The sequence below is a fragment of the Streptomyces sp. NBC_00457 genome (assembly GCF_036014015.1).
Classification (GTDB): domain Bacteria; phylum Actinomycetota; class Actinomycetes; order Streptomycetales; family Streptomycetaceae; genus Streptomyces.
Genome location: NZ_CP107905.1, coordinates 1,178,234 through 1,199,830 on the forward strand (window position 1 = coordinate 1,178,234; position 21,597 = coordinate 1,199,830).

Genomic DNA, 21,597 nt, shown 5'->3' on the forward strand with positions numbered 1-21,597 from the left:
CGGGGACCGGGCTGGGGCCCGGTGGGGGGCCGGGTACCGGTGGGGGCTCCGGGGTCGGGACCGGGGACGGTGGGGGCTCGGGGTGTGCGGGGTCCGGGCCGGGTGTGGGGCCAGGCGTCGGGCCCGGGGGGACGGGGTCGGGGTTCGGGTTGGTCATGGTGTCCTCCGGCCAGTGGTGAAACGTCGGCTCTGGACTACTCCCCCGCGTACCCGGGCGCGGTGCGGCCAGTCACTCGCCGGAGTCAACCGAGGGGTCCAGGTGGCCCGTCGCCTCCGCGCCGGCCGCGAGGGCCGGGCGGGGGCTGGACAGGACCGGGACCGAGGTCGTCGTCAGCTGCCGGGCCGGGGCCATGGACGGCTGGGCGAGGACGATCGCGTCGGCGTCGGTGACCTCGTCGGCCGTGGTGGCGATCAGTCGGGCGTATCCGTCCAGGTCGCCCGTTTCGAAGCGCCGCCAGGCGTCCGCCACCAGCCGGGTCCGTACGTCCACGGGGCGCCCTGCGCGGTCGGCCTCCTCCTCGATCAGCGACACGGTGGGCCCGAATGTGCTCTCCACCGTGCCGAGGACGACCACTCGGGACCCCGTGGCCACCGCGGCGGCCGCCATCGGACGGTCGCCGCGCAGTACCGGTACCCCGATCCCCGCTCCGGCCGACTCGGCGACGCCGCCGAGGGTCGAGCAGGTGCACAGCACGGCCCGGGCTCCGTCGGCGGCGGCCCGCCGCAGGACGGCACGCACGTCGTCCGCGACCGCCTCGGGGCCTTCGGCGCGGGCGCGGTCGAGGAGCGATGCGTCGACGAAGTGCCGTAGTTCCAGGCCTGGGTGGTCTTCGTCGCGCAGGGCGTCGAAGACGGGGATGTGGACGGGTGAGGTGTGAAGGAGTGCGAGCAAGGTGCCTGACCTCAGAATCGGTCGGGGTGTGCCGCCAGCCAGTCCATCGCCGCCCGCTGCAAGTCCGGGTCGGCCGCCGGGGCCTCCTCGGGGTGGCGTTCCGCCCACTTCACGACGTACGGGCAGAGCGGGGCTACGGCGATGCCCTCGCGCTCGGCCATGGCGTACGGCTCGCGCGCCAGGGAGCCCGCGATGCCCTGTCCCTCGTGGGCCGGTTCCACGATGGTGTGCACGGGGACCAGAGCGCGCCCCGGCGCTTCGAGCACGAAGTACTCGATGTGGCCGACGACTTCGCCGTCGCCGCCGAGGGCGTCCAGGCGGCCCGCCGCCCGGTCGTCGCGGATCTCGGTCTCGCTCATGGGCACGCTCCTGGTCCGAAATGTGCGGCCGACGCGGTCAGGCCCGTACGGCCTGCGGGCTGCGCTCCTGGTCGGAGCCCGGCACCGGTGCGGACGGATCGGCGCCCAGGGCCACGATCCTGTTGTCGCGGTCCACATGTACGACCCGCGGCCGCAGCGCCCGTGCCTCGGCGTCGGAGACCTGAGCGTAACTGATGATGATCACCAGGTCGCCGGGGTGTACGAGATGAGCGGCGGCCCCGTTGATGCCGACGACTCCGGAGCCGCGCTCCCCCTCGATGACGTACGTCTCCAGCCGGGCGCCGTTGGTGATGTCGACGATGTGGACGAGCTCGCCGGGCAACAGGTCGGCGGCATCGAGCAGATCGGCGTCGATGGTCACCGATCCCACGTAGTGCAGGTCGGCCTGGGTGACGGTGGCGCGGTGGATCTTGGACTTGAATATAGTACGCAACATCTGGGCACTCCTGCAAGTAGGCTCCCTGCCTGCGTTCTTGCAGGTCAAGGGCTGATTTCACACCTTACAGTGAGTCGCATGTTCGGGCAGCTTTCCCTAGGTTTTCCAGGACTCATGCTGACCGATTGCTGACTTTCCTGACGGTGCATCAGGCCACGGCGTTGGGGTGCTCGGAGTTGTCACCGACCCCTGCGCTACCCCACGGCAAACGGCCGACGTCAGCCTACGCAAGGGGCTTCGAAGACGTTCGTGACCATCGCCACAGCGAGGCGTCCACCTGTCTCGGCAAGAGCCAAGCAGCGTGATGCGGGCCGGATGATCAAGTACGAACCAGGACACTCCCAGCTCATGGCCCGGCCCAGCCGATAGGAATCTGGGGAAGTCAGGTCACTTGCTTGATCAAGCGGCGCGGAACATAGCCGGTGATCGCCGGTTAGCCAAACCGGCGATTCCTTTGATCATTATCCTGCCCGCGCGGTGACGCTTGGCGGCGGCACGTGACGGGAGCCAGAGCCCCCCAGTAACCAATATCGAGCCGGGAAACCGATCAATCTCCGGCCGAGCATCCAGGAGCAAGCTGACCTTGAAACCGCAGAACACTGCCGACGAAGTCTCCACCCAAGTCGCCCCGCGTTCTGATCGACGCCCGGCGGATCCCATCCTCCTCGACACGGCCGAGGTAGCAAGGATGCTGAGCATGTCCACGAGCTGGGTCTACAGAGAGGCTTCGAAGCTTGGGCTGAAGGGATACAAGCTGGGCCGCGGCAGAAACGCCAAGGTTCTCTACAAGAAGACCGACGTCCTCCGGTGGCTGGAGCAGCAGAGAATCCATTAGCTCCATGCCACGCCCGCAGCCCGGCCGATACCCATTGGCTTCGATCTTGCATGAGGGTCAGATGGATTCCCGCCCGACGAATTCAACGAATTCCACCCAGGAGGCTGATCGTCGAGGGTGACTTCACGCTGCAGGGCGGAGCCGACGCCAACGTCCTGCTTCTCGATCGGTGCCCGGGTCTGGACGCCGTCTTCGTCGCCTCGTCCCTCATGGCAAGCCGGTGCCCTGCGGGTACTGCGGGAGCGGGGCTGCAGTGTGCCGAAGGATGTGGCCGTCGTCGGCTTCGATGACCTGGCGCCCATCGCCGAAGGAACGTCTCCGCACCTGACCACCGTGCATCAGGACATCAAGGGCATGGCACGCCTGATGACACAGTTGCTGTTCAACCGCACGCCAGGCAAGTCTTTGTCAGAAGAGAGTGACCACTCGCTGTCCGGACGGAGCCACCTGCGGTCGACCCAAGGAGCCCAGGCCCAAAGCGTGACGCCGGCTGCGACGGCCTGCCGACCGCACTCACCGGTATGCGCCGCCAGCTCTTCTGAGGGGCCTTTGTGAGCGACACAGGCGCTGCTTCGGTTACAGATTCCCCACCCTCAGTAATGCAGCGATCGTGCCAGCTCAGGCAGTCGCCTCCGCGACGACTCGGCTGCGGACGAACGTCTAGTACGGCTGGTCGCCAATCACTCGTGCGCTGTACTGGAGGCCGGGGCCGCTGCACCCCTGAAGGGTGCAGCGGCCCCGGCCCGGTCAGTAGCGCACGTTGCGCAGATCGAGCTTTCATGCCTCGTCGGGGTGCTGGTCCCAGTAGGCGCGGAGTGTCAATTCACGGTCTGCGAAGCGGCCCTGGTGGCACAGGCCGCCGTGGGCGAGGGTGACGCTCATCGCGAGGGGGGACTCGGTTGTTACCCAGTGCGGGGTCAGGGCGTGGCTCCACAGCAGGTCGCCCGGTCCCATTCGTACGGACTGGCGGTCGGCCGGGTCATGTTCGGGCGGTTCCTCTGCTGTGGTCTCGCCTACGACAGCGGCCTCGGCCGTGAGGTGCCGGCCCGCCTCGACCTGCTGAAGCGGGCACTGTACTTCCGGGGCTGACCGCCCCTCAGGCTAGGCAGACCACGGTGGTAGCTAGCGGCGGGGTCTACGCAGGTTGCCACTGACAGGCCCGGAGTCGCGTGGCTGTGGAGCCAGACCGGCGAAGCCGACCAGCCGGTCCGCATTGCCGAAGGCGTCCAGGTCCCCGCCCGTCGCGGCGATGAACTCCGCACCGAGACGTGCACCCATTCCAGGCAGACTGCGGATCACCTCGGCAGGGGGATACTTCCGAAACTTCGCCTCGATGAGGGCATCAAGCTCCACGATCTCGTGCTCGAGGGCCATCACTCCCTTCGCAACGCAGACCACCATGGCGGCCGCAAGATGCTCGCCGGGCAGCGAGGTGTGCTGCGCTTGGGCAGCCTCCACGGCGGTGCGAGCCAGGGCGGCGGCGCCTTTGACCTTGCGGTTCTTCAACCAGCTTTCAAGTCGTTTCGTGCCGCTGCGACGGATCGCTGCCGGAGTCTGGTATCCCGTCAGGAGCATGACCGGACCCTTGTTGGTCAGGTCCAGTGGCCTCTCCAACGCAGCGAAGATCTCCAGTAATTGGGCCCGCAGACGGTTGATCTGCCGAGTGCGGTCGAAGACGAGATCCAGGCGTCGGGCCGTCAGAGTGCGAAGGTCAGTGGCGATCTCGTCGCCGGGGTGAGCAGGCCTAGGTGTTGCGGGCCAGGAGGTTGTTGACGGTGCTGGCAAGCAGACTTTCGAACCAGCGGGTCCATGGTTCGTCGCGCCGACGACGACACGTCCCACAAGACGCGGCCGTCCGTGCTTGCCTCAGACGGTCGGGTCCCAGAGTCCGCCGGCTTCGCCGCGGGCGAGGTGCTCGGCGTAGACGCCGACCTTCCAGGCAATGACGGAACGGCACTCCTCCAGCGCCTTGATCTGCGCATCGACGCGCTGTCGATGCGTGTCGAGGAGCTGCAGGCGTTCCGCCTCGTTGCCCGGGCCGTGCCGTACCAGCTCGGTGAACCGCTTGAGATCGGCGAGCGGCATACCGGATTCACGCAGCTTGACGCAGATCAGCAACCAGTCCACGTCGAAAGCGGTGTACCGCCGTCGGCCGCCCGTGGTGCGCTGGACCGGTCCGACCAGGAGGCCCTCGCGCTCGTAGAAGCGCAGTGCATGCACGCTGAGTCCGGTCCGCTCGGCCACCTCGCCGATGCTCAGTGGCTCCGCATGGGTCTTGGTAGTCGCCATGCCGCCCAGCCTACGACTTGATCTAGACCGCGCTCTAGATCGTAGCGTCGTCGGCATGACGACCACTGATCAGCAGCCGCTTGGCTCGTCCTTCTGCGCCACCAGCACCGTCGAGGACGTCGTGGCCGACCTCGACCTGTCCGGCGTGACCGCCGTCGTCACCGGGGGCTACTCCGGACTCGGTCTGGATACCACCCGGGGCCTGGCGGCCGCCGGCGCCCAGGTCATCATTCCGGCACGTCGACCCAGCATCGCCCGCGCCGCACTCGCGGATGTGGCGGACTGCGACGTCATCCCCATGGACCTGGCCGATCCCGGCAGCGTGCGCGCCGCCGCCGCACAGATCAGCGACTCCGCCAACAAGCTCGACCTCCTGATGGCCATCGCCGGGGTCATGGCCACCCCGGAGCGGCGCGTCGGACCCGGCTGGGAAAGCCAGCTCGCCGCCAACCACTTCGGGCACTTCGCACTCGCCTGCGAGCTCTACCCGCTCCTGGCCGCCGCCGACGGTGCGCGCGTCGTCGTGAACAGCTCTGCCGGACACACCCTGACCGACATCCGCTGGCACGACCCGCACTTCCGCACCGGCTACGACAAGTGGCTGGCCTACGGCCAGGCCAAGACCGCAAACACCCTGTTCGCCGTGCAACTCGACGCCCTGGGACGCAACGACGGCGTCCGGGCGTTCGCTCTCCATCCGGGCAAGATCATCACTGGTCTCCAGCGGGAGATGACGCTTCGGGAGCAGATCGAACGTGGCTGGGTGGACGAGCACGGCAATGTGATCGACACCGGTTTCAAGACCCCCTCCCAGGGCGCCGCCACCGGCCTGTGGGCCGCCACGTCCCCGCTCCTCGACGGTCGCGGTGGCCTCTACCTTGAAGACTGCGACGTCGCGCGCGTCTCCGCCCCCGACCAGCCCATGGACGACGGCGGCGTCCGCGAATACGCCATCGACGCCGGTGCGGCCGCACGGCTCTGGGACCTGTCCATCGCAGCGACCGGCGCCACCCCCATCACCCGATGACCCCGTACCCTGCATGCGCCGAACTGTGCGCCACCGCGGCACTCGACGCGATACGAGCGCCCTTCGACCGCGCGGCGGCAAACCCCGACCAGCTCACCCGGCGCTCCGCTGTCGCCGCAGGCAGTGGGGTCCAGGGATGCCGCACCGCAATGCACCTCTGACTATCGAAGGCCGTCCGAGCCGGACGCCTGCCAGCGCATCTGCCACGACGATCCGGGAGATTGCCCGAGCCACGACATCAACTTCCTGACTCCGCATAGGCGTTGGTCCCGCGTCCGATACTTCTCGGCCGCCACCATCGGCTCCAGGTGCGAGATCACCTCGTCGACGCTCTTCAGCGTCGCCGGCCACTCCAACGGCACCGGCCGCGGCGGGAACTTCGTCGCCCACGCCCGCTGCGCGCTGCCCGACCGCGAGACCGGTGTCCACCCCGTCGCCGGCCCGGTGGTGCGTCGAAATGGTCATCATGGCCTGCCGAACAAGACGTCGATGCTGGCCGGGTCATACCCGGCTGCAGGCAGGGGCGCCGGTGCCGCCTGCGCGGCCCGGCGCGCGCTTGCCCAGATCGTCATGCAGGTGGTGGTTCAGGAAGCATGTCTCCCACCGTGCTTCGTCTGCATCGAGCGTTGGGCACAACGATCAACAGCCCTCTCGGGCATGGCACTTGTGGTAGGAGCAGGACTTTGCACGCTGTCAGCAGCCGTCGATGCCCTTGTGCGCCATCGACTTCACCCCTGACCCGACCCGACGCAGAAACGTCGTTGAGCGTTGACTAGACCTTTACCTTGTGTCGGGATTGTGATCATTCCGTGACTGGCCGAGATGTCCGATGGCTCCGTCTCTAGATGATCTTTACGTTATATCGACATAGCTAGTTTTCCGCTCGAAAGCTCTCTCCGTTCAACGAAAGGCTGGAGAGTCGGAAATGAATCGCTATCAGTCGCCCTCGCCCTGGGCGAGACGGCGGCTCTGGCGCGCCAGACGCATGCGCTACGTGGCAGGCGGGCTGACGCTCACACTGGCCGCGACCGTGCTGGATGTCAGCGCCGCGGCAGCTCAGACGCCGATCGCTGCGAACGCTCCCGTGCTCGGAGCCGCTCTGGCCACCGACGAGGCGTCGGCGCTGCTCATGGCGCGACTGCAGGACCGCAAGATCGAGGTTCTGTCGGCCCGCTCGGCCCAGTCCACCACCTGGGCTCTGCCCACGGGATCGCTGCAGACGGCCGTCTACGCGGGACCGATAGGCACCCGCAAGGACGGTGCCTGGCAGGACATCGACACCTCGCTGCACGACACTGGCTCCTCACTGGAACCCAAGGTCGCCGTGGCGGACGTGACGCTGTCCGATGGCGGCGACGACAAGCTGGCCTCCGTGGCCAAGGGCTCGACGTCATTCGGCCTGGGGTGGCAGGACACGCTCCCGGCACCGAAGATCGAGGGATCCACGGCCTCCTACGCACTGGGCGAGGGTCAGAAACTTGAGGTCACCGCGCTGGAGCACGGGTTCTCCGAGAGCGTCATCCTCGCTCAGGCGCCTGACGAAGCGGTGTCGTACCGCATTCCCCTGCGCCTTGACGGGCTGAAGCTGTCCCAGGCGACATCGGGTCACCTACTGCTCAAGGACTCCGACGGCAAGCTGGTCGCCGAGGCTCCGGCGCCCAGGATGTGGGACTCCTCCAAGGATTCCCGCTCGGGTGAGTCGCAAAATGTGGCCCCGGTCGACACGAAGGTCGAGACGGCGGCCGACGGGTCACAGACGCTGGTGCTGACCCCGGACGCGGACTACCTCGCCCGTGCGGACCTCCAGTACCCGGTGACCGTCGACCCGACCTCCACTCTGGCGGTCACCACCGACACCTGGGTGCAGACGCCCGACTACCCCGATTCCCAGGTCTCCTCGGCCGAACTCAAGTCAGGCACCTACGACACCGGCACGAACAAAGCCCGGTCGTACCTGAAGTTCGATGTGTCGGCCTTCCAGGGCAAGCACATCCAGGACACCAACCTCTCGCTGTACTCGTACTACGCCTCAAGCTGCTCCACCTCGGGAGCGGGCACCGAGGTACGGCGCATCACCAGCGACTGGGCCTCCTCCGCCGTCACCTGGAGCGCCCAGCCCTCGACCACGACCACGGGCGCCGTGGTCAACAAGGCGGCCCTGGGCTACGACTCCACCTGCCCGGGCGGCACGATGAACTTCGACATCGACGCCATCGTGCAGGCCTGGGCGAGCGGTTCGGCCAATTACGGCCTGCGAATCGCAGGTGCCAGCGAGACGGACCCGCTCACTTGGCGCAGGTTCCGGTCGGCCAACTACATCAGCGGCGACAACTCCGCCGAGCCGCACCTGACGGTGACCTACAACTCGTACCCGGCGGTGCCGACCAGCGCGGCCATATCCCCGAGCGTGGTCAACGCCTACAACGGCAAGCGGTACGTCACGTCCCTGACGCCGATCCTCTCGGCGAAGGTGAGTGACGCCGACGGCAGCACTGTCAAAGCCCAGTTCGAGGTGACGCCGGACCCGGCGTACAACGACACCACCTACACCTACACGGCCACCACCACGGCCGTGGCCTCGGGCGGCACGGCGAAGCTCACCATCCCCTCCGCCAACGCCTTCCCGAGCGGTTCCCACCTGCGCTACCGCGTCCGCGGCTACGACAGCACGGACTACGGCTCGTGGACCGGTTACAGCGTCTTCGTCCTGAACACGGCCAAGCCGGTTGCTCCGGCAGTCGTGTGCACGCCCTACGCCAAGGACACCTGGACAGCGAAGTCCGCCGCTGGTGCGCAGTGCACCCTGGACACCTCCTCCACGGACGGCCAGGGCTACTACTGGGGCCTGGACGATCCCAACACCCCCAGCCGAGTCGACGACACCACGGACGGCACCGGCGGCGACCCGCTGACGGTGACCGTGAAGCCGAACGACGGGTGGCACAGCCTCTACGCCAAGACGATCGACTCCGGTGGCAACCTGTCCACGACGACGACCGAGTACCGGTTCGGTGTCGGCGCGGACGGTGCGGCGATGGTCTCGCCGCGCGACGGTGACCGCCCGGCGCGCCGGGTCGCCCTCACAGCGACGGGCCGCACGAGCTACACCGGCGTGACATACCAATTCCGACGGGGCGAGACGGACTCCTGGCAAAACGTTTCTCTCGCTGATGTGACCCGCAACTCCGACGGATCCGCCGTCACTTCCTGGCCACTGGCCGCACCCAGCGGAGCGCCGGCTGCCCTGACGTGGAACATCACCACGTCCATCGCGCAGGACGGTCCGATCGACATCCGCGCCGCGTTCACCGACGGCACGACCACCGGCTACAGCCAGCCCGTCACGGTCACCGTGGACCGTGAGGCCGGAGACGCTCCCACCCAAGATGTGGGCCCCGGTGAGGTGAACCTGCTGACCGGCGACTTCTCCCTGGCGGAGAGCGACGCCGCCGCCTTCGGTCTTACCGCGACCCGCAACACCTCTTCCCGTCGGGCGACGAGCGACGACGGCATCGAGGGCCAGGCCGCCATCTTCGGCCCCGACTGGATCTCCGGCATCACGGCAGAAACCAGCGGCTCCGACTGGACCAGCACCCGCAAGACGTCCACGACGTCCGTGGAACTGGTCGACGCGCAGGGCCGGGGTATCGGCTTCACGGCCACCAGTGCCGGCGGCTGGAAGCCCGAACCGGGCGCGGAGTTCCTGACCCTGACCGGTTCATTGACCGGCTCCTTCACGGTGAAGGACACCGCAGGCACGACCACCTCGTTCGCCAAGGTCGACTCCGCCGCCGCGACCTGGCCGGCGACCACCTCCTACCGGTCGACCTCCAGCTCCACGACCACGGTCGTCTCGGAGAAGGTCGTCTCCGGTTCGCAGACCCTGGCCCGGCCGAAGTATGTGATCGCGCCCACCCCGGCGGTCTCCGCCAGCACCTGCGCCGCCACGCCTGCCACCAAGGGCTGCCGGATGCTGGAGTACGTCTACGCATCGACCACGACCGCCACGTCCTCGGCCTTCGGCGACTATGCGGGGCAGGTGAAGGAGATCCGGCAGCGCTCCACCGACCCCGGGGCGTCTTCCTCGACAGCCAAGACGGTGCAGACCTTCGCCTACGACACCGCAGGCCGTCTGCGCCAGGCGTGGAACCCGCAGATCACTCCCTCCCTCAAGACCGAGTACGAATACGACTCCGCCGGCCGGGTCACCAAGCTGACGCCGCCCGGTGAACTGCCGTGGTCCTTCTCCTACGGAAAGGCCGGCAACGCAGCCACGGCCGGTGAAGGCATGCTGCTCAAGACGTCGCGTGCGACCCTTCGCCAGGGCAGTGCCGACGTGACCGAGGGCACCGCCGAAACCAAGGTTGTCTACAACGTTCCGCTCACCGGAACAACAGCCCCCTACGCCATGGGGGCCACCGACGTGAAGGCATGGGGGCAGACGGACGTTCCCACGGACGCCACGGCCATCTTCCCCGCCGACACCACGGCCGCCTCCAACGACGGACGGACCCTGTCCTCCGGCGCCTACAAGCGGGCCACCATCACCTACATCGACGCCTCCGGACGAGGCGTCAACGCCGCGGATCCCGGTGGCCACATCAGTGCCACCGAGTACAACGCGCTGGGCAACGAGGTCCGTCAGCTCACCGCCGGCAACCGCCGTCTCGCTCTGGCGACTTCCGGAGACGACCTGGACCAGCTCATCCTGCTGGGCATCGGCGACTCCTCCCCGGCCGAGCGCGCGCAGCAACTGTCCACCTCCTCCGTGTACAGCAGTGACGGCCGTCTGCTGCTGGAGGAGTTCGGTCCGCTGCACCTGACCACGCTGACAACGGCCCTCGCGGCCGGAACCGGTGGCACCGACATCCCGGCAGGGACCGAGGTCGCCGCGCGGCCGCACACGGTCACCGCCTACGACGGCGGGCGTCCCACCGACGGGACGGCCACGGTCATCGACATGCCGACCCAGGTCAGCGCGGGCGCGCACGTGGACGGCTACCCCGCCGACGCCGACGTGCGGGTCAACAAGACCACCTACGACTGGGTCAAGGGTCTGCAGACCTCCACGATCGAGGACGCGGGCGGTCTGAACCTCACCAAGAGCACGTCGTACGACGCTCAGGGCCGGGCCACCAAGACGACTCTGCCGAAGTCGAACGGCTCGGACGCCGGGGCGACGGTGACGACCTACTGGTCGGCGACCGGAACCGGGGCCTGCCAGGGCCGGCCCGAGTGGGCGGACCTGCCCTGCTCCACGGCTCCCGCCGGTGCCATCACCGGAGGCGGCTCCAACCCGAGCGCGCTGCCGACCCGGACCGTCGAATACGACTGGTGGGGCAACCCGGCGAAGGTGACCGAAACGGCCAACGGCGTGACGCGCACCACCACCCTCACCACCGATGGCGCCGGCCGCATCACCAAGGCCTCGCTCACCGGCGGCGTCGGAACCGCGATGCCGGACACCACCAACACGTTCGACCCGGCGACAGGTCGGACCGTCACGGTGACCAGCAACGGCAACACCGTCACAACGACCTACGACAAGCTCGGCCGAGGCATCTCGAACAACGACGGCGCCGGCAACACCCGGACCGCGGAATACGACCTGCTGGGCCGTCCGGTGAAGGTCAGCGACTCGGCCCCGTCCACCACGACCTACTCCTACGACACGACAAAGGAACCCCGTGGGCTTCCCACGTCCATGACCGACTCGGTGGCGGGAACGTTCACCGCCGCCTTCGGCCCGGACGGAGAACTCACGACCGAAACCCTGCCCGGCGGCTACACGCTGAACCTCGGCTACAACGAGATCGGCGAGGACACCTCCCGGGTCTACACCCGTGACACGGACGGCATGATCGTGCTGGCCGACACCGTGGACTACTCCACGCACGGACAGATCGTCCACCACAACGGCACCGCAGGAGACACCACCGAGCAGAACTACCTCTACGACAAGGCCGGAAGGCTCACCCGCACGGACGACACCGCCGCGGACGAGACCTGCACGCGGCGCGCCTACGCGCTGGACGCCAACAGCAACCGCACCGGCCTCAGCACCACCGTGGGCGCCGCCGCGGGCGGATGCACCGACACCGGTGCGACCACGGTGACCAGCAGCTACGACAGCGCCGACCGGCTCGTCGGCACAGGCGTGGCCTACGACGCCTTCGGCCGGACCACCTCCCAGGCCAGCGGCACCACCATCGAGTACTACGCGAACGACCTGGTCCGCCGGCAGACCGCCGGCACCGTGCGTCAGACGTGGAGTCTTGACGCATCCGGCCGTCTGGCCGGATGGACCACGGAGAAGCAGAACACCGGCGGCACCTGGACCCAGACGGCTCAGAAGACGAACCACTACGGATCGTCCAACGGCAGCCCGGACTGGGTGGCGGAAGACACCACCGGCATCATCACCCGCAACGTCCGGGGGCTGACCGGCAAGCTCGAAGCCATCACGGCAGCCAGCGGGGGCACCGTCCTCCAGCTGACCGGCATCCACGGCGACATCGGCGTGACGCTCCCGCTCGACACCACCCAGGCACCGACGGTGCTGCGGCAGGACGAGTACGGCAACCCCATCGCCGGCAGCGCCACCGCCCGGTACGGCTGGCTCGGCGGCGAACTACGCTCCAGCGAAACCCCGACCGGTGCGATCCTGATGGGCGTCCGCCTCTACGACCCCTCCCAGGGACGCTTCCTGTCGATGGACCCGGTCCCCGGGGGCAGCGACAACGCCTACGAGTACGCCGGCGCCGACCCCAACAACCAGGTCGACCTCGACGGCAAGTGGCACAGGTGGCGCACCAAGTACTACTTCTGGGGCAAGGTCGTCGGCCACTCGTGGTCCTACTGGGACTACTGGGGCTGGGACGCCGGCTGGCACGTCGGATCATCCACCCGCGTCTACTTCAACAAGTGGGCGACGAACAAGATGGCCAACGAGGGCCCTTACATCCTCACCATCTGGGGCTTTGTCGCAGGTGTCATCGCGTGCATCAACGTGTACGCGGGAGCCATCGTCGCCATCTACGGCCTCTACGCGGCTCTGATCGTGTACTGGGCCTACCGGGCCAAGGAACGCGGCAAGTGCCTGAAGCTATTCACAACGGCCAAGTGGGTGGGCTCATACCCGGCCAACTACATCAACTACAGCTACGTCCGCTGCTGACCGGCTGAACCAGAAATATGCAGCAGCCCGCCGGTGGCCGCCCTCGGCCACCGGCGGGCCTTCCCACCCCCGCACCCCTTGCAACGTCCAAGGAGCCAGCATGAAAAGAAGGCCGGCTTTCGGCATCGCCTCCATCGTCCTCTTCCTCTTCGGATCCTTCCTCGCGGTCCTTTACGTCAGCGACCTCGCGACGGGTGGTCACGGCCCGAGGGGATTCATCGAGTCCGCCTGCGCCCTCCTGGCAGGCGCCTGGCTCGTCGGACTGCTCCACACACGAAACGCCGGAAAGCAGCGTCCCTAGCACCACGGCGGTCACCGCCCCTCGTCGACCAGGAAACGCCTTCCTCGGCATCGTCCACGCCATGTCCCACACCCTCGGCGCCACCTTCCACATCGCGCACGGCCGCACCAACGCGGTGCTGCTCCCCCACGTCATCCGCTACAACGGCACCGTGCCGACCAAGCTCACCGGCTGGCCAAAGTACGAGAACTACCGCGCCCCTGAACGCTTCCAGGACATCGCCCGCACCCTCGGCCTGCCCGCCGCCACGCCTCAGGAGGGCGTGGAGTCGCTTGCCCGCGCGGTGGAGCGGCTGCGCGATGCCGTGGGCATCGAGCCGTCATTCCGCCTGCTCGGCGTCGACGAGCGGAAGTTCCTCGAAGCCTTGCCCCAGCAGGCCCTCAACGCCTACGAAGACCAGTGCGCGCCGGCCAACCCGCGGATGCCCATGCTCGATGACATGCAGGACATCATGCGAGCCGCCTATCACAGCCCGGCATGAAGGGTTGTTGATGAGGGCGAGGTACTCCCCACGCATGCGAGTCGGCAGTACGGTCCGCCTATGGGGGATGAAGGCACCGTACCGTGCCCGCATTGTGGATTCTCCGTCCATGCGAGGGGAGTTGAGGTCATCTAGGCCGGCTTTCCGGATGACTTCGATGACGTTGAACGCATTGTCACCGGGGCCACGCGCTTTGCGGTGTGCCCGCAATGCCTCCGAGCCAATGAGCGCGTCGAACGGATCTACCTGGTGGCAATCGCCCCGGCTGAGCGGCTCCTGCTGCGACCTCCGACCGATGCCGACGGCCCGGATGTGGACGACCTGCTCGACGCCGTAGTCCCCCACATCCCGGAGAACTGGCGCGCGGAGGTCATCCGCGATGTGGCGGAGTTCCGCGAGGCCGTCGGGGTTGCGGCATTGTCCAGAATCCGCTTCGACTCATTGGCGGAGATCGTCGGCGTCGCGTCCGATGACGGACCGCCGCCGCTGTCACCTGTGGGAGCTCGCGATCGCCACTACCATGCCGCGCTCGCGCTGATCGGGCGTCCGGGTGTGGTGGTCTTCACAGCGCTGTCGGAAGGAATGACCGAGCGGGAGGCACGGTCCCGGCTGGATGAGGCGCGCCGGTTTCAGCTCACGATCAGCTTCTTCGAAGTTTTCGCCGAGACGCCGCTCGCGGGATTCGATCCGTACGCCGCTGTCGAGGACCACTTCGTTCCAGCCTGCTTCGAGGACGATCGGGTGCTGCACACCATCGCGATGGTGGCGGGGACGGGCAAAGAACGCGCAGACCCTGCCGTGATCGACGCCGCGCTCGGAGCCGCGGCAGGCGAACGGCCTTCCCCGCGTCGTCGGGAACTGGCCGAGGAACTCGTGGCGGCGCTCCGTCGAGGCGATGAGCTGCACGACGACCCGGACACGTGGCGCAGGCTCGTGGACACCGAGGATGTGCTGCGGGCAATCGTCGCCGGACAGCCACCGATCGACGCCGAGAAGGAGGTGGCGCAGATGACGGCCATCGCCTCCGCACTGGGCCACGGTGTGGAGGTGCTGCGGCGCCACCACGGCCGGATGCGCATCCAGGAACCGGTGAAGGACCTCGGCGGACTCGTCGACTCCACCCTCGAGGTGGCCGCCGAGCGCGAGAGTGATCCCCAGGTGACGGCTGCGACGCTCGCCCACCTGGCCACCGCCATGCAGTTCGACGACGCGATCGCACTGGTGCCGTTGCTGCTTGACCGACTCGAGCGTGAACGCCTGATCCTGGTCGTGCCGACCGTGCGGACTCTTGCCGAACGACTGACGAACAGCGGGGACCCACACCAGGCGCTTGCCCTGCTCGATCACGTGGACGAGGTGCTCGAGTGGGACTCGTTCGACCGGCATCAGGCCGCGACGCGACGTGCGAACCTGCTCAACGAGCGTGGGAACGCCCTGCGCGCGATGCTTGACACGCGGGGCGCTTTCACTGCGTACGAGCGGGCACTCGAGATGCTCCAGGGCTCCGGGCACGACGACGATACCCGTGTGGTCCGTCTCAACCGTGCCCGAGCGCTGCGTGATGAGGGATACCTGCCGCGAGCGATCTCGGAGTTCCGCGAGCTGCTCGACGGTCTCGGCGGGCGCGAGCGGTTCGATGTGCTGTTCGGCCTCGCGCTGGCGCTTCAGCGCAACGGTCAATGGCAGGAGGCGCAAGCCGTTCTCGACGAAGCGGCCGAGCTGGTACGCGCCGAGCCACTCGACGATCAACTGGCGCGCTTCGTGCAGACGCTGGCGACCAACGCCCGGGCGCTTGGACGGGAGGAAGCGGTACCACTGTTGCTGGACAAAGTGCGCAACAGCCCGTTCACCTCCGCCCGACAGCAGTTGCTGACACTTGGTATCAGCTCGGTCGCCGCACTCCGGTCGGGGGACCCCGGGCCGCAGCTGACCGCCATGACACTGGAGCTCGCGCGCAAGTTCGACCTGCCGGCGCGTGCCACAAGTGACCCGGAATTTGCGATCACATGGGCGGACGCGGTGCGTCTGGCCGGCGACAGAGTGCTCGCCCGGGAGGTCTTGGAAACCGCGCTCGTCTCCCTGCGCCAGCCGGTGGTCGGCATGCAGGCTGCCGGCGTGGCAGCGGAGATGGCCATCGACGATGGGCGGTGGCACGACGCGGGCCGCCACGTCGAGCAGGTCGGCGCGTTCCTGACGGATTACGCAAGTGCGGCGACGGCGGGCTCAACGACCGTGACCCTCGCCGATACGCTGTCGAACGTCCGCGCCCTGAGCGCTCGGCTCATCACCGCACCCGAGGGTGAGCGCCTTGATCGGTTACTCAGCATGGTCGCCGATCTTGGTTCATCGCTCCAGTTGTCCCTGCAGATCGCTCGCGAGCATCTGCCTGTCAGTAGCGAGATGCGTGCCCCTCAGGACGCCTCGGTACAGATTCTCCAGTGGCTCGAGGGCGGACAAACGCAGCTGCCGTTGCTTGTCGCCTCCGATGGCGGAGCCCCGACCGTGCATCGCGGAAAGCCGTTGCCCACCAGCCTCGTGGACGGGCTCGGCGAGCGTATCGCGAACCGCCTTGACCGGTCACTGCCTTTGGAATCCAGTGATGTCCTCGAGGGCGTCGCGACGTTCCGCGCCTTCCGCGATGCCGCGGCCGAAGCCCTCGCACAGCTGCCGATCGACCCCGCCGTACCGCTGACCGTCGTCCCGTCCGCACCCATGGCCGGCATACCGATGCATGCGGCACTGCCGGGTTACGACGTGGCGCTGAGCCCCAGCCTCGCCGTTGCTCTCTCCCTTGCCCATCGCGCCACCGCGTGTGTCCGGCAGGCCGACACAGTGGGCGAGGTCCGATGCTGGGGCCACGATGAACTCGAGCCGTTCGTGCCGGCCCTGATCGCCGGCGGCGAGGGGTTACGTGCCCTGTGCGCACAGCACGGGGCACCCTATGAGGTGGTCTCGGACACTGCTGCGACCCGCGCCGGCGTCGCCGAACTCGTCGACACCTCGACCTGGCTCAAACTGAGCTGCCACGGCGTCGTCAACCGCGACCGCGGCCGCTTCGGGCTCCTGCTCTCCGACGGGGAACACGCACCCCCGAAGATGTCCGACGTACTCAATCGTGCCGAATACGGCACCCGTTATCTGTACGACTGGAACGACGTGGCAGATACCCACAGTCGCTGCCGCGCCGTCGTATCGACAGCCTGCATGAGCGGCAGTACCGGCGTCACCCTCGGAGGGGAGCAGATCGGGCTCGCGCGCGCCTTCCTCAGGTCCGGAGTCCTTGCCTTCGTAGCACCGCTGTGGCCGGTCGTGGTCGGCCCCGCCCAGCTGTTTGCCAACGAACTTCTCGCCCGGTGCCTGGCCGAACCCGGTCTGCCGCTCGCGACCCAACTGACGCGAACCCGCGGCGCGCTGAGGGAAGCTGTCCCACCACGTGTAGCCGACGCCTTCGTGTTGCACGGCTACCCAGGTCCTGTGAACCCAACGGCTTAAGGAGCAACAGTGAACGCTGCCGACGTGACCCAGGCCCGCGCAACCCTCGCACATCTCGAGGGCAACGCGCTCGAGGAGGCGGCGCGGACCTATCTCTTCAGCGCACTCGACGTCGACCTCCCCAAGGAGGTCACGGACCTCTGGCAGGCAAGTTTCGAGGACCCCGACGAAGGGAGGCACCTCAAGGAGGAGATCGAGAAGCTGGCCGGGGATTCCGAACGTGACGAACTGCTGCGGCTCGGGATGCTCAGGACACTCGAAGATCGTCCCGAGACGGCTCCCTTGTTCGTGAACGCGGTCGGGCAAGCAGGTCAGAGCATGTTCATCGCCGAGCTGGGTGCAGTCACCTTGGCCGCCGCGTTTCTGATCCGCGAGTTTCACCGCAAGGGACGCGTCAGCGAGAAGCGCAGGAAAGAGATCAAAGGGCCGGACGGGCGGAAGTTCGTGGAGGAGTCCGAGGTGCGATACGCATCCGATGGTCCTCTCGCGCGCCTGCTCACAGCATTGGGTCTGGCAGAACCTCCCGCATAGACCATGTCGTTCAAAGCGCCCGCAGCCCGTGCTCCCGGATCTGCTCACGCACCCGCTCCGTCAGGTCCGGATCCGGCGTGGGGGTGTCGCGCAGTGGGAAGGGGATGCCGAGCGCGTCGTACTTGTGGGCGCCAAGCTTGTGAAACGGCAGGACGTCCACCCGGTCGACGTTGCCAAGGCCGGAGAGGAAGGCGCCGAGCCCGTCCACGGCCGCCGGGTCGTCGGTCCAGCCGGGCACCAGGACGTAGCGGATCCATACCGGGACGCCGAGGCGGTCGAGGCGGGTGGCGAAGGTGAGGGTGGGTGCGAGTTCGCCGCCGGTCAGTTTCCGGTAGGTACGGACGTCGAAGGACTTGATGTCCAGCAGGACCAGGTCGGTGTCGGCGAGGAGATCGTCACTCGCGCGGGCGCCGAGGAAGCCCGAGGTGTCGAGGGCCGTGTGCAGGCCGAGTGCCTTGCACCGGCGGAAGATCTCGGCCGTGAACGCGGGTTGCAGCAGGGCCTCGCCGCCGGTGAGGGTCACGCCCCCACGGGCGGCGGTGATGAAGGCCCGGTACTTGTCGATCTCGGCCATCACCTCGTCGACGGTGGCCCGTTTACCGTCGCGCATGTGCCAGGTGTCGGGGTTGGCGCAGTACAGGCAGCGCAGTGGGGAGCCGCTGAGGAACAGCACGAACCGGGTCCCGGGACCGTCCACTCCCGTGGACAGGTCCCAGGAGTGGATCCGGCCCGTCACCGGCTCGAGGGTGGTTCTCACAGCGATCCGTGGAAGGTGCGGCTGATCACGTCGAGCTGCTGCTCGCGGGTCAGGCGGACGAAGTTGACGGCGTATCCCGAGACCCGGATCGTCAACTCCGGGTGTTTCTCCGGGTGTTCCATGGCGTCCTCCAGGGTCGCCCGGTCCAGGACGTTGACGTTCATGTGGAAGCCGCCGGAGGCCAGCGAGGTTGACGCGGGCGCTGAAGAACTGCATCTGCCGGCCCACCGTCATCGCGGAGACGCAGCAGGCGATCGCGGTGTCGTCGCCGGTGCGCGGGCGCAGCAGGTCGTCGGACTCGTACTGCACGGCGCTGGTGTCGATGGACACTCGGGCGCAGAACTCCTTGAAGCCGTCCGGCAGTTGAGGTGACCACAGCACGGTCAGGTTGGGCTCCGGGGCCGGGCCGAGGTTGTAGAGCGTCTGCAGGAAGCGGAAGGAGGTGCGGGTGACCAGGGTGCGTCCGTCGCCGCCGATACCGCCGATGGACTCGGTCACCCAGGTCGGGTCGCCGGAGAACAGCGCGTCGTACTCGGGGGTGCGCAGGAACCGTACGATCCGCAGCTTGATCACGAAGTCGTCGATCAGCTCCTGGGCGCGGGTCTCGTCAATCGTGCCCTCGTCCAGATCCCGCTGCACATAGATGTCCAGGAAGGTGGAGGTGCGGCCCAGTGACATCGCGGCGCCGTTCTGCTCCTTCACCGCCGCCAGGAAGCCGAGGTAGAGCCACTGCACCGCCTCGTGGGCAGTGGCGGCGGGGCGGGAGACGTCGCAGCCGTAGGAGGCCGCCATCTCCGTCAGTTCACCCAACGCCCGTATCTGCTCGGCCAGTTCCTCACGGTCACGGATGACATCCGGACTCGAGGGCCGCGCGTCCAGCAGTGCGCGCTCGGCCTGCTTGGCCTCGATGAGCCGGTCGGTGCCGTACAGCGCGACGCGTCGGTAGTCGCCGATGATCCGGCCGCGGCCGTAGGAGTCCGGCAGGCCGGTGATGATGCCGGCCTTGCGGGCGGCGCGCATTTCGGGGGTGTACGCGTCGAAGACGCCGTCGTTGTGGGTCTTGCGGTAGGCGCCGAAGACGCGCGTCACGAAGGGGTCTGCCGTGTAGCCGTACGCCTTCAGCCCGTTCTCGACCATCCGCAGGCCACCATTGGGCATGATCGCCCGCCGCAGCGGGGCATCGGTCTGCAGGCCGACAATCAGTTCACGGTCGCGGTCGATGAAGCCAGGCCGGTGCGAGGTGATCGTCGACGGGTTGCCCGGGTCGACATCCAGGATTCCCTTGCGCCGCTCCTCGGGGAACAGCGCGGCGACCTTGCGCCAGACGGCAAGCGTGCGCTCGGTCGGCCCGGTCAAGAACACGGAATCGCCTTCATACGGCGTGTAGTTGGCCTGGATGAAGTCGCGCACGTCGACCCGGTCCCGCCAGCGCGTGCCGGCGAAGCCACGCCATGCCTCGGTCGTCGGCCTGGGTCCAGCTGTCACCGTTGCCGTCATGGCCGGTCTCTCCCTCGCTCTGCACATGAACTTCTGTGCTTTCGATGCTCGTCGCCCGCGATGTCTGCGGGGAGGGCCTGTCGGAGTACCCGGGGCGCGCCATCGGTCACTCGCTTGCCGGGCCGTTGGGCCCTGTCAGGCCCGGTCCGGCACCGCCTGGCCGCCGGCGTACGAACCACCGGGGCACCCCCGCCGACGAGCGGAGGTGCCCCGGTCTGACGAGCGCGCAACCCTCAGAGCAGCCAGCGGTTCCGACTGACGAAGGGCAGCCGCGCCCAGGCCCTGCCCAGGCCCCAGGTGGCGCCGGCGCCCGCGGCCGCAAGCGCGATGAGGACGACGGCGTAGACAAGGTGGTAGTCGGCGAAGGGGTTGGTCGACATGCTCGCCGAGCCGTCGGACAGGTGCTTGGCCGGCGGCCACTCCGCTATCCACATCAGCGCCATCATCGCGGTGCCGGCGACCGCGGCGAGCCGGAGGCCGATGCCCGCGATCAGGGCGAGGCCGATGCCGAGCAGACCGAGCATGAACAGCCAGTCCGCCCACGCGGCCCCGGCCCAGTCGTGGAAGGTGGACTCCATCGGCCCCACGGCAACGCCGCCGAGGAAGCCCTTGGCCGGTGAACCGCCGTCGATCCAGCCGTTGCCGGACTGGGTGGCGTAGCGGAAGCCGAAGGTCTTGTCGAGGAACGCCCACAGGAAGACGAATCCCGTCAGGATGCGGAGCCCGGCGAAGACGTAGGCGGTGGTCGCCGTCGCCGTCGTGACGCTCGCCTCAGCCGTCCCGGTCCTGCGCAGGGACGGGGGGCGGAATCCCAGGTGCCGGTGGGGGTGGTCGTGCACTGCCATGATGCTCATCCCTTTCGAGGGGTGCGACGCGCAGGATGTGGTCGACTCTCGTTGCGCCTTCAATGTCCCGCGTCATCGACGCCCGCCGGAGGGGCTGCAGGGCCCGGACAGCGGGCCGAACGTCCCCCTGCGCGGGCCATGTTGGCCTCCGTCAGCCGTCCCAAGCCCAGTCGGCCACCTCCGGCAGATCGGTGCCGTGGATGCGGATCCATTCGTCATGGCGCAGCCGGGCGTCCTCCATCCGCTGCCGTACGCCCGCGGCGCGCACGGCGAGGCCGGGGACGCGGTCGATGACGTCCATGACCAGGCGGTAGCGGTCGAGGTCGTTGCGGACGACCATGTCGAACGGCGTGGTCGTGGTCCCGATCTCCTTGTAGCCGCGCACATGCAGGTTTTTGTGGCCGGTGCGGCGGTAGGCCAGCGGTGGATCAGCCACGGATATCCGTGGTAGGCGAAGATCACCGGCTTGTCGGGGGTGAACAGTCCGTCGTACTCGAAGTCACTCATGCCGTGCGGGTGTTCCTCTGCGGGCAGCAGCCGGGCGATGTCGACGACGTTCGCGACCCGTACGGCCAGTTCCGGCAGATGGGCGCGCAGCAGTTGCGCCGGCCGGTGACCTCCCACAGCAGAAGGCACACGGGCCGATAGCCGACGCCG

At 68.1% G+C, this 21,597-nt stretch carries 13 protein-coding genes and 5 pseudogenes; 10 read left to right on the forward strand and 8 right to left on the reverse strand.

Annotated elements, in window-relative coordinates:
- Positions 1–229 precede the first annotated feature (229 nt).
- Genes OG828_RS05490 through panD form a run of 3 tightly spaced genes read right to left on the reverse strand, consistent with a single transcriptional unit; the run spans position 230 to position 1,708 of the window.
- Positions 230–892 (reverse strand): aspartate/glutamate racemase family protein, encoded by a 663-nt coding sequence (locus OG828_RS05490; RefSeq protein WP_328436742.1) that lies wholly within the window; start codon positions 890–892, stop codon positions 230–232.
- 11 nt (positions 893–903) lie between these two features.
- Entirely contained in the window at positions 904–1,251 is a 348-nt protein-coding gene (locus tag OG828_RS05495) for a GNAT family N-acetyltransferase (RefSeq protein WP_328500281.1), read from the reverse strand.
- Positions 1,252–1,288: 37 nt separating this feature from the next.
- The gene (gene panD / locus OG828_RS05500; RefSeq protein WP_328500282.1) at positions 1,289–1,708 is read right to left on the reverse strand and encodes an aspartate 1-decarboxylase; all 420 of its coding nucleotides are present in this window, start codon (positions 1,706–1,708) and stop codon (positions 1,289–1,291) included.
- Positions 1,709–2,291: 583 nt separating this feature from the next.
- On the opposite strand from panD, the gene OG828_RS05505 reads away from it, so the two are divergent.
- From OG828_RS05505 to OG828_RS05515, 4 genes and pseudogenes are all read left to right on the forward strand, one after another.
- Complete coding sequence (locus OG828_RS05505; protein WP_328500283.1) at positions 2,292–2,543, forward strand: helix-turn-helix domain-containing protein; 252 nt, start codon at positions 2,292–2,294, stop codon at positions 2,541–2,543.
- 104 nt (positions 2,544–2,647) lie between these two features.
- Positions 2,648–3,098, forward strand: a pseudogene (locus OG828_RS05510) (substrate-binding domain-containing protein); the annotation flags it as partial.
- 75 nt (positions 3,099–3,173) lie between these two features.
- Positions 3,174–3,248, forward strand: a pseudogene (locus OG828_RS49465) (phosphohydrolase); the annotation flags it as partial.
- A gap of 219 nt (positions 3,249–3,467) precedes the next feature.
- Complete coding sequence (locus OG828_RS05515) at positions 3,468–3,632, forward strand: hypothetical protein (protein WP_328436747.1); 165 nt, start codon at positions 3,468–3,470, stop codon at positions 3,630–3,632.
- 36 nt (positions 3,633–3,668) lie between these two features.
- On the opposite strand, the pseudogene OG828_RS05520 reads toward OG828_RS05515, so the two are convergent.
- Positions 3,669–4,277 (reverse strand): annotated as a pseudogene (locus OG828_RS05520) (transposase); the annotation flags it as partial.
- Positions 4,278–4,409: 132 nt separating this feature from the next.
- Positions 4,410–4,832, reverse strand: a complete 423-nt coding sequence (locus OG828_RS05525) for a MerR family transcriptional regulator (protein WP_328436748.1) — start codon at positions 4,830–4,832, stop codon at positions 4,410–4,412.
- Positions 4,833–4,887: 55 nt separating this feature from the next.
- On the opposite strand from OG828_RS05525, the gene OG828_RS05530 reads away from it, so the two are divergent.
- The 6 genes and pseudogenes from OG828_RS05530 (at position 4,888) to OG828_RS05555 (ending at position 17,841) form a co-directional block, all read left to right on the forward strand.
- Complete coding sequence (locus tag OG828_RS05530) at positions 4,888–5,859, forward strand: SDR family NAD(P)-dependent oxidoreductase (protein ID WP_328436749.1); 972 nt, start codon at positions 4,888–4,890, stop codon at positions 5,857–5,859.
- A gap of 985 nt (positions 5,860–6,844) precedes the next feature.
- Positions 6,845–13,036 carry a DNRLRE domain-containing protein gene (locus OG828_RS05535; protein WP_328500284.1) on the forward strand — a complete coding sequence of 2,064 codons (6,192 nt, stop codon included), beginning with the start codon at positions 6,845–6,847 and terminating at the stop codon, positions 13,034–13,036.
- Positions 13,037–13,136: 100 nt separating this feature from the next.
- Entirely contained in the window at positions 13,137–13,337 is a 201-nt protein-coding gene (locus OG828_RS05540) for a hypothetical protein (protein ID WP_328505065.1), read from the forward strand.
- A 31-nt stretch (positions 13,338–13,368) separates the two neighbouring features.
- A pseudogene (locus OG828_RS05545) lies at positions 13,369–13,818 on the forward strand (bifunctional acetaldehyde-CoA/alcohol dehydrogenase); the annotation flags it as partial.
- A gap of 249 nt (positions 13,819–14,067) precedes the next feature.
- Positions 14,068–17,310, forward strand: coding sequence for a CHAT domain-containing protein (locus OG828_RS05550; protein ID WP_328500285.1), 3,243 nt, complete (start codon positions 14,068–14,070; stop codon positions 17,308–17,310).
- Between the two features lie 9 nt (positions 17,311–17,319).
- The gene (locus tag OG828_RS05555; RefSeq protein ID WP_328500286.1) at positions 17,320–17,841 is read left to right on the forward strand and encodes a hypothetical protein; all 522 of its coding nucleotides are present in this window, start codon (positions 17,320–17,322) and stop codon (positions 17,839–17,841) included.
- A gap of 10 nt (positions 17,842–17,851) precedes the next feature.
- Here OG828_RS05555 and pflA read toward each other — a convergent pair whose 3' ends face one another.
- The 3 genes and pseudogenes from pflA to OG828_RS05575 all read right to left on the reverse strand — a co-directional run.
- Entirely contained in the window at positions 17,852–20,095 is a 2,244-nt protein-coding gene (gene pflA, locus OG828_RS05565) for a pyruvate formate-lyase-activating protein (protein ID WP_443062371.1), read from the reverse strand.
- Between the two features lie 233 nt (positions 20,096–20,328).
- Positions 20,329–20,940 (reverse strand): hypothetical protein, encoded by a 612-nt coding sequence (locus OG828_RS05570; protein WP_328500288.1) that lies wholly within the window; start codon positions 20,938–20,940, stop codon positions 20,329–20,331.
- Positions 20,941–21,091: 151 nt separating this feature from the next.
- Positions 21,092–21,546 (reverse strand): annotated as a pseudogene (locus tag OG828_RS05575) (phosphoketolase); the annotation flags it as partial.
- Positions 21,547–21,597 lie beyond the last annotated feature (51 nt).